4 protein-coding genes, 4 rRNA genes and 2 riboswitches are annotated in these 14,036 nt (G+C 45.6%); all 8 genes read right to left on the bottom strand.

The window, feature by feature from the left end; all coding sequences use genetic code 11:
* Positions 1–163: 163 nt before the first annotated feature.
* Positions 164–1,715, bottom strand: a 16S ribosomal RNA gene (locus IE339_RS01440).
* A gap of 196 nt (positions 1,716–1,911) precedes the next feature.
* Positions 1,912–2,027, bottom strand: a 5S ribosomal RNA gene (gene rrf, locus IE339_RS01435).
* Positions 2,028–2,084: 57 nt separating this feature from the next.
* Positions 2,085–5,015, bottom strand: a 23S ribosomal RNA gene (locus IE339_RS01430).
* Positions 5,016–5,212: 197 nt separating this feature from the next.
* Positions 5,213–6,764 (bottom strand): 16S ribosomal RNA (locus IE339_RS01425).
* The 16S, 23S and 5S rRNA genes sit together here, the layout of an rRNA operon.
* A gap of 359 nt (positions 6,765–7,123) precedes the next feature.
* The gene (locus IE339_RS01420; protein ID WP_242172921.1) at positions 7,124–8,449 is read right to left on the bottom strand and encodes an NCS2 family permease; all 1,326 of its coding nucleotides are present in this window, start codon (positions 8,447–8,449) and stop codon (positions 7,124–7,126) included.
* Positions 8,450–8,583: 134 nt separating this feature from the next.
* Positions 8,584–8,685: riboswitch (purine riboswitch) on the bottom strand.
* Between the two features lie 86 nt (positions 8,686–8,771).
* Complete coding sequence (guaA, locus tag IE339_RS01415) at positions 8,772–10,301, bottom strand: glutamine-hydrolyzing GMP synthase (RefSeq protein WP_242172919.1); 1,530 nt, start codon at positions 10,299–10,301, stop codon at positions 8,772–8,774.
* 121 nt (positions 10,302–10,422) lie between these two features.
* A riboswitch (purine riboswitch) is annotated at positions 10,423–10,524 on the bottom strand.
* A 35-nt stretch (positions 10,525–10,559) separates the two neighbouring features.
* Positions 10,560–12,824: a transglutaminase TgpA family protein gene (locus IE339_RS01410; RefSeq protein WP_242172917.1), complete on the bottom strand. Its 2,265-nt coding sequence runs from the start codon at positions 12,822–12,824 to the stop codon at positions 10,560–10,562.
* Positions 12,821–14,035, bottom strand: coding sequence for a DUF58 domain-containing protein (locus IE339_RS01405; RefSeq protein ID WP_242172916.1), 1,215 nt, complete (start codon positions 14,033–14,035; stop codon positions 12,821–12,823). Before IE339_RS01405 ends, IE339_RS01410 begins: the two co-directional genes overlap by 4 nt.
* Position 14,036 lies beyond the last annotated feature (1 nt).

The raw sequence follows: 14,036 nt of genomic DNA, 5'->3' as shown, positions 1-14,036 counted from the left end.
TTCCTTAACATTCTTGCTATCTAGTTTTCAAAGAACAACTGCCTCATGATCACGATGTGATCAAAAGACTTCTTATTGAAAGTTCTCAATGAACCTTCAAAACTGAACAAAACGACGTCACGTTGTTTGTTGCTGAACACGTGGTTCAAGCAATTTTCCTTAGAAAGGAGGTGATCCAGCCGCACCTTCCGATACGGCTACCTTGTTACGACTTCACCCCAATCATCTGTCCCACCTTAGGCGGCTGGCTCCTTACGGTTACCCCACCGACTTCGGGTGTTACAAACTCTCGTGGTGTGACGGGCGGTGTGTACAAGGCCCGGGAACGTATTCACCGCGGCATGCTGATCCGCGATTACTAGCGATTCCAGCTTCATGTAGGCGAGTTGCAGCCTACAATCCGAACTGAGAATGATTTTATGAGATTAGCTTCACCTCGCGGCTTCGCAACCCTTTGTATCATCCATTGTAGCACGTGTGTAGCCCAGGTCATAAGGGGCATGATGATTTGACGTCATCCCCACCTTCCTCCGGTTTGTCACCGGCAGTCACCTTAGAGTGCCCAACTTAATGCTGGCAACTAAGATCAAGGGTTGCGCTCGTTGCGGGACTTAACCCAACATCTCACGACACGAGCTGACGACAACCATGCACCACCTGTCACTTTGTCCCCCGAAGGGGAAAGCTCTATCTCTAGAGTGGTCAAAGGATGTCAAGACCTGGTAAGGTTCTTCGCGTTGCTTCGAATTAAACCACATGCTCCACCGCTTGTGCGGGCCCCCGTCAATTCCTTTGAGTTTCAGCCTTGCGGCCGTACTCCCCAGGCGGAGTGCTTAATGCGTTAGCTGCAGCACTAAAGGGCGGAAACCCTCTAACACTTAGCACTCATCGTTTACGGCGTGGACTACCAGGGTATCTAATCCTGTTTGCTCCCCACGCTTTCGCGCCTCAGCGTCAGTTACAGACCAGAAAGCCGCCTTCGCCACTGGTGTTCCTCCACATCTCTACGCATTTCACCGCTACACGTGGAATTCCGCTTTCCTCTTCTGCACTCAAGTTCCCCAGTTTCCAATGACCCTCCACGGTTGAGCCGTGGGCTTTCACATCAGACTTAAGGAACCGCCTGCGCGCGCTTTACGCCCAATAATTCCGGACAACGCTTGCCACCTACGTATTACCGCGGCTGCTGGCACGTAGTTAGCCGTGGCTTTCTGGTTAGGTACCGTCAAGGTACGAGCAGTTACTCTCATACTTGTTCTTCCCTAACAACAGAGTTTTACGATCCGAAAACCTTCATCACTCACGCGGCGTTGCTCCGTCAGACTTTCGTCCATTGCGGAAGATTCCCTACTGCTGCCTCCCGTAGGAGTCTGGGCCGTGTCTCAGTCCCAGTGTGGCCGATCACCCTCTCAGGTCGGCTACGCATCGTCGCCTTGGTGAGCCGTTACCTCACCAACTAGCTAATGCGCCGCGGGTCCATCTGTAAGTGACAGCCGAAACCGTCTTTTAACATCCGCTCATGCGAGCGAAAGTGTTATTCGGTATTAGCTCCGGTTTCCCGGAGTTATCCCCATCTTACAGGCAGGTTACCCACGTGTTACTCACCCGTCCGCCGCTAACTTGATAGAAGCAAGCTTCTATCAAGTCCGCTCGACTTGCATGTATTAGGCACGCCGCCAGCGTTCGTCCTGAGCCAGGATCAAACTCTCCGAAGAAATGTTTGACTTGCTCATTTGTTGTCTTACTTTTAAAACGTTGACGTTTTGCTTGTTTTGTTCAGTTTTCAAAGTTCATCTCGCTCGTAAGCGACTTAACTATCATATCATTTGTATTTCTAATTGTCAATGGTTTTTTAAAAACATTTTCTATTAGAACAAAAGTATGAAAAAATATATCTATTAGATAGATACAGCCTGGCGATGTCCTACTCTCACAGGGGGAAACCCCCAACTACCATCGGCGCTCGAGAGCTTAACTTCCGTGTTCGGTATGGGAACGGGTGTGACCTCTCTGCCATAATCACCAGACTATATGAAAGAACGTTGTTCTTTCAAAACTAGATAACAATTGTTAAGGAAAAGCATTTGGTTAAGTCCTCGATCGATTAGTATCTGTCAGCTGCACGTGTCGCCACGCTTCCACCTCAGACCTATCTACCTGATCGTCTTTCAGGGATCTTACTAGCTTGCGCTATGGGAAATCTCATCTTGAGGGGGGCTTCATGCTTAGATGCTTTCAGCACTTATCCCGTCCACACATAGCTACCCAGCGATGCCTTTGGCAAGACAACTGGTACACCAGCGGTGTGTCCATCCCGGTCCTCTCGTACTAAGGACAGCTCCTCTCAAATTTCCTACGCCCACGACGGATAGGGACCGAACTGTCTCACGACGTTCTGAACCCAGCTCGCGTACCGCTTTAATGGGCGAACAGCCCAACCCTTGGGACCGACTACAGCCCCAGGATGCGATGAGCCGACATCGAGGTGCCAAACCTCCCCGTCGATGTGGACTCTTGGGGGAGATAAGCCTGTTATCCCCGGGGTAGCTTTTATCCGTTGAGCGATGGCCCTTCCATGCGGAACCACCGGATCACTAAGCCCGACTTTCGTCCCTGCTCGACTTGTAGGTCTCGCAGTCAAGCTCCCTTGTGCCTTTACACTCTACGAATGATTTCCAACCATTCTGAGGGAACCTTTGGGCGCCTCCGTTACTCTTTAGGAGGCGACCGCCCCAGTCAAACTGCCCACCTGACACTGTCTCCCAGCCCGATCAGGGCTGTGGGTTAGAATGTCAATACAGCCAGGGTAGTATCCCACCGACGCCTCCACCGAAGCTAGCGCTCCGGTTTCTCAGGCTCCTACCTATCCTGTACAAGCTGTACCAAAATTCAATATCAGGCTACAGTAAAGCTCCACGGGGTCTTTCCGTCCTGTCGCGGGTAACCTGCATCTTCACAGGTACTATAATTTCACCGAGTCTCTCGTTGAGACAGTGCCCAGATCGTTACACCTTTCGTGCGGGTCGGAACTTACCCGACAAGGAATTTCGCTACCTTAGGACCGTTATAGTTACGGCCGCCGTTTACTGGGGCTTCGATTCAAAGCTTCGCTTGCGCTAACCTCTCCTCTTAACCTTCCAGCACCGGGCAGGTGTCAGCCCCTATACTTCGCCTTACGGCTTCGCAGAGACCTGTGTTTTTGCTAAACAGTCGCCTGGGCCTATTCACTGCGGCTCTCTCGGGCTTGCACCCTAACAGAGCACCCCTTCTCCCGAAGTTACGGGGTCATTTTGCCGAGTTCCTTAACGAGAGTTCTCTCGATCACCTTAGGATTCTCTCCTCGCCTACCTGTGTCGGTTTGCGGTACGGGTACCTCCCACCTCGCTAGAGGCTTTTCTTGGCAGTGTGAAATCAGGAGCTTCGGTACTATAATTCCCTCGTCATCACAGCTCAGCCTTATGATGAGCGGATTTGCCTACTCATCAGCCTTACTGCTTGAACGCACATATCCAGCAGTGCGCCTACCCTATCCTCCTGCGTCCCCCCATTGCTCAAACGGTGGGGAGGTAGTACAGGAATATCAACCTGTTGGCCATCGCCTACGCCTTTCGGCCTCGGCTTAGGTCCCGACTAACCCTGAGCGGACGAGCCTTCCTCAGGAAACCTTAGGCATTCGGTGGACAAGATTCTCACTTGTCTTTCGCTACTCATACCGGCATTCTCACTTCTAAGCGCTCCACCAGTCCTTACGGTCTAGCTTCACAGCACTTAGAACGCTCTCCTACCACTGACATCATAGATGTCAATCCACAGCTTCGGTGATACGTTTAGCCCCGGTACATTTTCGGCGCAGAGTCACTCGACCAGTGAGCTATTACGCACTCTTTAAATGGTGGCTGCTTCTAAGCCAACATCCTGGTTGTCTAAGCAACTCCACATCCTTTTCCACTTAACGTATACTTTGGGACCTTAGCTGGTGGTCTGGGCTGTTTCCCTCTTGACTACGGATCTTATCACTCGCAGTCTGACTCCCAAGGATAAGTTTTTGGCATTCGGAGTTTGACTGAATTCGGTAACCCGTTGGGGGCCCCTAGTCCAATCAGTGCTCTACCTCCAAAACTCTCACCTTGAGGCTAGCCCTAAAGCTATTTCGGAGAGAACCAGCTATCTCCAAGTTCGATTGGAATTTCTCCGCTACCCACACCTCATCCCCGCACTTTTCAACGTGCGTGGGTTCGGGCCTCCATTCAGTGTTACCTGAACTTCACCCTGGACATGGGTAGATCACCTGGTTTCGGGTCTACGACCACATACTCAAATCGCCCTATTCAGACTCGCTTTCGCTGCGGCTCCGTCTCATCGACTTAACCTTGCATGGGATCGTAACTCGCCGGTTCATTCTACAAAAGGCACGCCATCACCCGTTAACGGGCTCTGACTACTTGTAGGCACACGGTTTCAGGATCTCTTTCACTCCCCTTCCGGGGTGCTTTTCACCTTTCCCTCACGGTACTGGTTCACTATCGGTCACTAGGAAGTATTTAGCCTTGGGAGATGGTCCTCCCTGCTTCCGACGGAATTTCACGTGTTCCGCCGTACTCAGGATCCACTCAAGAGAGAACAGGTTTCAACTACAGGGTTGTTACCTTCTTTGACGGGCCTTTCCAGACCTCTTCATTTACCTCGTTCCTTTGTAACTCCGTATAGAGTGTCCTACAACCCCAAGAGGCAAGCCTCTTGGTTTGGGCTAATTCCGTTTCGCTCGCCGCTACTCAGGAAATCGCGTTTGCTTTCCTTTCCTCCGGGTACTTAGATGTTTCAGTTCCCCGGGTCTGCCTTCAACTTCCTATGTATTCAGAAGAAGATATCATTCCATTACGAATGATGGGTTTCCCCATTCGGAAATCTCCGGATCAAAGCTTACTTACAGCTCCCCGAAGCATATCGGTGTTAGTCCCGTCCTTCATCGGCTCCTAGTGCCAAGGCATCCACCGTGCGCCCTTTCTAACTTAACCGTATTGGTTATTTCAAAAAGTGTTACACTTTGTTTTCCTTAACATTCTTGCTATCTAGTTTTCAAAGAACAACTGCCTCATGATCACGACGTGATCAAAAGACTTCTTATTGAAAGTTCGTAATGAACCTTCAAAACTGAACAAAACGACGTCACGTTGTTTGTTGCTGAACACGTGGTTCAAGCAATTTTCCTTAGAAAGGAGGTGATCCAGCCGCACCTTCCGATACGGCTACCTTGTTACGACTTCACCCCAATCATCTGTCCCACCTTAGGCGGCTGGCTCCTTACGGTTACCCCACCGACTTCGGGTGTTACAAACTCTCGTGGTGTGACGGGCGGTGTGTACAAGGCCCGGGAACGTATTCACCGCGGCATGCTGATCCGCGATTACTAGCGATTCCAGCTTCATGTAGGCGAGTTGCAGCCTACAATCCGAACTGAGAATGATTTTATGAGATTAGCTTCACCTCGCGGCTTCGCAACCCTTTGTATCATCCATTGTAGCACGTGTGTAGCCCAGGTCATAAGGGGCATGATGATTTGACGTCATCCCCACCTTCCTCCGGTTTGTCACCGGCAGTCACCTTAGAGTGCCCAACTTAATGCTGGCAACTAAGATCAAGGGTTGCGCTCGTTGCGGGACTTAACCCAACATCTCACGACACGAGCTGACGACAACCATGCACCACCTGTCACTTTGTCCCCCGAAGGGGAAAGCTCTATCTCTAGAGTGGTCAAAGGATGTCAAGACCTGGTAAGGTTCTTCGCGTTGCTTCGAATTAAACCACATGCTCCACCGCTTGTGCGGGCCCCCGTCAATTCCTTTGAGTTTCAGCCTTGCGGCCGTACTCCCCAGGCGGAGTGCTTAATGCGTTAGCTGCAGCACTAAAGGGCGGAAACCCTCTAACACTTAGCACTCATCGTTTACGGCGTGGACTACCAGGGTATCTAATCCTGTTTGCTCCCCACGCTTTCGCGCCTCAGCGTCAGTTACAGACCAGAAAGCCGCCTTCGCCACTGGTGTTCCTCCACATCTCTACGCATTTCACCGCTACACGTGGAATTCCGCTTTCCTCTTCTGCACTCAAGTTCCCCAGTTTCCAATGACCCTCCACGGTTGAGCCGTGGGCTTTCACATCAGACTTAAGGAACCGCCTGCGCGCGCTTTACGCCCAATAATTCCGGACAACGCTTGCCACCTACGTATTACCGCGGCTGCTGGCACGTAGTTAGCCGTGGCTTTCTGGTTAGGTACCGTCAAGGTACGAGCAGTTACTCTCATACTTGTTCTTCCCTAACAACAGAGTTTTACGATCCGAAAACCTTCATCACTCACGCGGCGTTGCTCCGTCAGACTTTCGTCCATTGCGGAAGATTCCCTACTGCTGCCTCCCGTAGGAGTCTGGGCCGTGTCTCAGTCCCAGTGTGGCCGATCACCCTCTCAGGTCGGCTACGCATCGTCGCCTTGGTGAGCCGTTACCTCACCAACTAGCTAATGCGCCGCGGGTCCATCTGTAAGTGACAGCCGAAACCGTCTTTTAACATCCGCTCATGCGAGCGAAAGTGTTATTCGGTATTAGCTCCGGTTTCCCGGAGTTATCCCCATCTTACAGGCAGGTTACCCACGTGTTACTCACCCGTCCGCCGCTAACTTGTTAGAAGCAAGCTTCTAACAAGTCCGCTCGACTTGCATGTATTAGGCACGCCGCCAGCGTTCGTCCTGAGCCAGGATCAAACTCTCCGAAGAAATGTTTGACTTGCTCATTTGTTGTCTTACTTTTAAAACGTTGACGTTTTGCTTGTTTTGTTCAGTTTTCAAAGTTCATCTCGTTGCCGTTAAAGCAACTTTATTAATATACCATTTCTTTCGCTTGGTGTCAAACACTTTTCTGAAAAACTTTTAAAGTTTTTCATCGAGCAACGTTTGTTTCGCGTTGTTCCGTGTCGACTTAGACTATATTACATGTATTTATCATATGGGTCAATACTTTTTCTTAAAAAGTTTACTTTTTTTCTATTCTTTCCTAATTCTCCTCTATTAACATAAAAAGCAGCAGGACTCCTCACAGGTCTCTGCTGCTTTTTATTATCTATTTATATAGTTTGTTATTTTGCTAGGAAAACAAAATAGAGAACAAAGATCACGAACAGTCCGTACATGATTGGATGAACTTCTTTTGATCTTCCTTTTACGACCATCGTAATTGGATAGAAAATGAATCCAAGCGCAATCCCAGTTGCAATGCTGTATGTGAGTGGCATCATGATGACAGTTAAGAAAGCCGGTACTGCCGTTTCAAACTCGCTCCACTTAATATTGGATAGCGATGCCGCCATTAGAACTCCTACAATGATCAACGCTGGTGCTGTCACGGCTGGAGTTACAATTGATAAGAGTGGCGAGAAGAATAATGCGACCAGGAATAAGATCGCTGTTACTACGGATGCAAATCCACTCTTTCCTCCTGCTGCTACCCCTGCTGAAGATTCAATGTAAGCTGTGGTTGTTGACGTTCCTAAAAGCGCTCCGATTGTTGTAGCTGTTGAATCAGCTAGTAAAGCTTTCCCTGCTCGTGGCAGTTTGTTATCTTTCATTAAACCTGCTTGGTTTGCTACCGCTACTAACGTACCCGCTGTGTCAAAGAAATCTACAAATAAGAATGTTAAGATCACCACAAGCATTTTAATCGTAAATATATCACCAAAGTGTTGAATCGCTACACCAAACGTTGGTGCCAGACTCGGCGCTGCTCCAACTACTTGATGAGGGGTATTAATTAATCCAAAAATCATTCCTGCTACCGCAGTGATGACCATTCCGATAAATACCGCTCCATTAATTTTACGTACCATTAGAATGATCGTAATGATAATACCGAAAATCGCAAGAAGCGTATTTCCATTTGATAAATCACCTAGTCCAACTAGTACACTCTTATCAGCAACAATGATTCCTGATCCTTTTAGACCAACAAATGCGATAAAAAGACCAATACCCGCTCCTACTGCCATTTTTAATTCGTAAGGAATTGAGTTAATAATTGTCTCACGCAAACCACTCAGAGATAAAAGAATAAAAATAATACCTGACGTTAATACACCTGATAAAGCCGTTTGCCACGGAATACCCATTGTTAACACAACTGTATAAGCAAAGAATGCATTCAATCCCATACCGGGCGCTAGTGCGATTGGATATCTGGCTAGTACTCCCATAATCAATGATCCTATCGCCGCTGCAATGGCTGTTGCCGCAAACACTGCGTGAGGATCCATGCGCATGCTGTCCGGCAAATTCGGTACATCGCTTAATGAAAGCACACTAGGGTTAATAAATAAGATGTAAGCCATGGATAGAAAAGTAGTCAGACCTGCTAGAGATTCAGTACGATAGTTCGTTCCTAGCTCGTCAAAACGGAAATACTTCTTCATGTTGATCCTCCCTATGATCAATACGCCGTTCTTCTCCTAACCCCATAAAAAAACACCTCAACCTAAAAACAGGTGAAGCGTTGACTAGTGATATATATAGATAGAACATGCGCAGAACACATAGAGTCTTCCACGATTCTAACCAAATATCTCGTAGTCAAGCTATTTACGGCAGCTCGGTAGAAACTTTTGGGCCATATCCCCAATATTATACGACATATAGTAATTTCTATTGATTTATAGTCTAATTGTACCACCCACATAATGGTCGGTCAATATAAAAGACGAACATTTTTTTGGAAATGTTCGTCTTTGTTCGTTTTTATTCCCACTCGATTGTTGCAGGTGGCTTAGATGTAATATCATACACTACTCGGTTAATGTGTTTTACTTCGTTTACAATACGAGTAGAGATTTTTTCTAGTACGTCCCATGGGATACGTGCCCAGTCAGATGTCATTCCATCAATGGATGTTACGGCACGAATACCGATTGTGTAGTCATACGTACGAGCGTCACCCATTACACCAACGCTGCGGATGTCAGGAAGCACAGTGAAGTACTGCCAAATATCACGAGTTAAGTCTGCTTTACGGATCTCTTCGCGTAAAATCGCATCTGACTCACGAACGATCTCAAGCTTTTCTTCTGTAATCGCACCTAGGACACGAATACCTAATCCTGGTCCTGGGAACGGCTGGCGCCACACGATTTCATCAGGAATCCCTAACTCTGTTCCTAACGCACGAACTTCGTCTTTAAATAGCGTATTTAAAGGCTCGATTAGTTGGAATGCCATATCTTCTGGTAATCCACCTACGTTATGATGAGATTTGATTGTTTGAGCAGTCGCTGTCCCACTCTCGATAATATCTGTATAAAGAGTTCCTTGCGCTAAATATTCAATACCTTTTAATTTAGTCGCTTCGTCATCGAATACATAGATAAATTCATTTCCGATAATTTTACGTTTCTTTTCAGGATCAGATACCCCTTCAAGCTTTTGTAAGAAACGATCTTTCGCATCTACTTTAATAACGTTCATATTGAAGCCTTCACTGAACGTTTTCATTACGCTATCAGCTTCACCTTTACGAAGAAGACCGTGATCAACGAAAATACATGTTAATTGGTCGCCAATAGCCTTATGAATAAGAACGGCAACAACAGAAGAATCTACCCCGCCGCTAAGTGCGCATAGTACGTTCTTATCGCCTACTGTTTGACGAATCTTGTCCATTTCCATTTCAATAAAGTTTTCCATTGACCAATCAGCCGTACAGTTTGAAATTTCAAATACGAAATTCTTTAATAGTTCATTTCCGTATACAGAGTGTCTTACCTCTGGGTGGAATTGAACGCCGTACAAGTTCTTTTCTTTGTTGCTCATCCCCGCAATTGGGCATGATAAGCTTGTTGCATCTACTTCAAATCCTTCAGGCGTTTGAACAACAAGGTCACTATGGCTCATCCATACAACCTGTTCTTTTGGAAGCTCATGATATAGAAGTGAGTCATTTTGAATATTGATTGTTGCTTTTCCGTATTCACGATGAGAAGCACCTTCTACTTTTCCACCAAAATGATGTGTCATTAACTGCATACCGTAGCAAATTCCCAGTACAGGAATCCCTAAATCAAAAATACGTTCGTCACAACGGAATGAATTTTCTCCGTATACGCTGTTTGGACCACCAGAAAGGATAATTCCGTTTGGATTCATCTTCTGGATCTCTTCTGCCGTAATTGTATGAGGGTGCAATTCACTATACACACCAAACTCACGAATGCGTCGAGTAATCAGCTGATTATACTGACTACCGAAGTCTAATACTACGATCATACCTTCCATTTACGCCACCTCTTTAGATATATAATAATTGCCTTTAGTGTGCCCAAAGCTATAAAAAAAACTAGAATCCTGCCCTCGATAAAAAAACAAAGGCAGGATTCTAGTCGTATAACTTCACGCACATAGAATCATCTGCCTTCATAGTCAGGTTATTAATGGTAACCCGGTAGAGACTCTCGAACCATATTATCGAGGATATACGAAGGATGATAAATAATTTTCAATTTAGCATTATTCTATCAACCCAACAAAATATGGTCAAGAACTCGTCTTTTTAATTAAATTTTCCCATAATTCAATCGATTTTTCCCACTCTGCGTTTTGAGCGTCTTTTCGGTACACATTGTACTCATAACGCTCCGTCAAACGACTCATTTCATTCGTCCCAAATGACTGATCAACGAGCTTTGCATACTCCCGTAGCGTCTGATCTGGCTTTCTTTTTAGGCCATATTTCTCTAATTGCTTTAGCAAAGCGAGATAAGCGTTTGACATTGAATGTTCACTGCGTTTACGGCGATATTTTCGAATTAAAAATAGCGGTAGCCATCTTCTTCTCTTCAAATAGATAACCATACTAGCCACAATGACCACGATCATTCCTAGAATGACATAAAAAATCGTTTTCTTATTCCATGTATTCGACTCATCGGTTTGCGGAGTAGCTGATGCTTCCTTAGCTAATTTACTTTCTTGCTTCTTTTGTTTGTTTAGGGCAGCTAGATTTCGCTGTGCAGGCGTATCGTTCTGCTCGGCACCTGTTGTCGGACTTAAATTATACGAAAATTCTTCTGGTGCTGAGAAACTTTTCGTCGGCTCAAATGGAATCCATCCTGTGCCAGGAAAGTATACTTCAACCCACGAATGTGCGTTATTTTGCGTGACTTGATACAGGGTTCTATCCCCTTCTTCCCCTACTACATCACCTGCTGTATAACCTTTCACCCATCTTGCTGGGATACCTAAAGAACGTAAAAGAACAATCGTCGAGGTCGAAAAATTATCGCAATACCCACGTTTTGTATCAAATAAAAACTGATCCACATAATCTTGATTTTTACTCGGAATTCCTACGTCTTGCGTATCGTAAGAGTAGGGATTATATTCAAAATACTGCTTAATTTTATTTACTTGATCATAACGATTCGTTTCTCCAGCTGTAATTTCCTTCGCCAGATCACGCACTCTTTTCGGTAGCGTTTTGGGAAGCTGCGTATAGCGCTTCATGAATTCATCATTATTCTCATTTTGATCTTTTACTATCGGCTTTTGTAACTCTTCTACCGGAAACTTAGGCAATTTATAGCGGATCGTATAAGCACTAGCACCTGCTTGTTGACTTCCCTCATAGTTATAGATCTTTTGAGAAACAGTATTGATTTTCAAGTTTGTATACGTCTCGTCTTGAGGCATAATACTCATCGTAGAAGGTGCGTACAAGTAAAAAGGATTTTTCATCGCTGGCATCACATAATCCTCTAATACTTTTTCAGTTACTTTGTCAGGATACTGTGAAAGCATAGAACGCACATCATAGTGCGCCTTCCTGCCACTGTTAGCATCTTGTTCAGATTGTAGCGATTGTCCGACTGGCTGAAGCCCTACAATCTCTGACTGTACCCAGCCCTTTCCTGTATACGTATCCTTCGTTTCAATTCGCCAATAGTGCTTTTCCGAAACAGATGCACCAAAAACGACGCTATTATCCCCAACAAATGATCCACCTAGGCGCGAGTCATCTGTTCCATACCCAATTTTACGTATACTACCCGAGCCTGTACCTTCCCCTTCGTTTCCTTGGGCATAGCTTTTTAAAAACGGTACGGGATCTGGCCACTGCGGTTTCGCTTTCGGTAACGCATAGGCAATAGTAGTAGATACCAGTAAAACAAGGATAAATGGCAGGATGAACACAAATTTTCGCGCGGGAGCTTTTGAGCTAAACTCCAATTTTCCCACTCGTTCAATTCGAAGAATGCCTACGAACAATAATCCAATTAAGACCATGGTGATAATGGCGCTTTTTCCGTCATAGGTTGTGAACGTATCTAAAACCGCAATATAGACAACGCTCAGAACAATAAACGTAAAAATTCGCTTTTGGTAAAAGACCCAATAAATGAGCAGGTAGCTTACAAGCCACAGTAAAATAAAAAATAAGATGCTGCGGAATTCGTTGGAAATACCAGAAATGTTAAAACTACTAACGAGCGCAAAATCATTTCCCATCGTCTGAAACAAATCCCCTACCCACGTAAAATCAAAAAGAGGATTGTCAAAATACCAGTAGTGCAACGAATAAAAAATGTAGATCCATTTTATAATGAAGCTCATCCACACATTGACACGTAAAAAAGAAAGGAAGCAGTTTAAGATAATAAACACAGTAAACAGCATCGCGCTTGCCGTACTCGTGACCTCAGATATTGGCTTAATCCACGTATAAAGCAAAACGAAAATGCCCACGTACATCACAACGGTAAGGAGTGGATTTCTTCTTTCCAATGGAATTTTAAACATCATTTCCCCACCTCTAAAAATCCTTTTGATAGCTCTTCAGGATAAATGACTTTTACGACACAATTACGCTTTTCAAGTGAATAAATTGCGCTAACTTCCTCGGCTTCTAATCGTTCAGATCCTTCCTTTACTACTAGTACCCATACGTGCATAGAAGGACGAAGCATCGTCTGAATAAGTCTAGATAATGTCTGGTCAACCGAATACGTCACCACCATAAAAATTGGAACATCCCGGTAACGTAAAAAGGCTGCCGACAGCTCGTTCACAAACGTTTTAGTTGAATCAGGCTGTACCTTAGCCAAATGATAAAGCACGTTGTACAAATCATGATCACTTTGAATGCTCCGAACCGATTCATCTTGATAGCCGATCGATACAAAACCAATTTGCGAATTCTCTTTCCGATACGCATTCATAAGAGAAGCGGCCGTAATCACGCGATTTTCAAACCCGCCCTCTCGAATGCCATCAAATACAACGACCATCTGATTCGACTGCTGGGAATCATATTCCTTTGAAATGAGCGTATTCTTCTTCGCTGACGATTTCCAATCAATCCACGAAACGCGGTCCCCTGGTTCGTACTCTCTCGTTCCAGACACCAACGCATTTTCCCTATGAACGCGAAAAGGAGTAGAAAGTCCACCTGTTTCAAAGTCCATCATCAGCGAGTGATTACGCACTTTAACCATGTGAGGATACACGAGGAACTGCGTATGCCCTGAAAAATAGGCTTCTTTATTCAATAAACCTAATAAATCGCTCGTATAGATACGTACCTCTGAAAAACTGTGCTCTCCTCTAGGGAGATGCTCGAGCGTATATTCAATGGAGATCTCATGTTTAAAAAACGGATACACCATTCGTTTGGAAATATGCTGTTCATATCGATTAGACAAATGTGCAGGCAGGATATCCTCTACGATGAGAAAGAAGAGCGGAAACCTCGTTCTTCTGCGCAGTGTGATTGTGCAATGAAGCGAATCCCCTGCTTGATAACTCGTTTGATTCATGTGCCTCGTCACTTCAAATCCAGCCAGCGGATAAATGAATAATCCGAGAACATACAGTAAAAAGGGCAAAAAACTATAAAACAAAAACCAGCTCACAAAGCCCCCTTGAAACATCGCATAAGAAAAGGTGGCAACGAACGCCACGCCAACCAAGAAAGCCACAAACACTACTTTAAAAGATTGAAAGATTTTCTTCATG

Origin of the sequence: Priestia koreensis, from assembly GCF_022646885.1 — a bacterium.
Taxonomy (GTDB): Bacteria; Bacillota; Bacilli; order Bacillales; family Bacillaceae_H; genus Bacillus_AG; species Bacillus_AG koreensis_A.
Note: the sequence above shows the minus strand (reverse complement) of the source record. Positions and strands in the feature narration are given on the sequence as shown.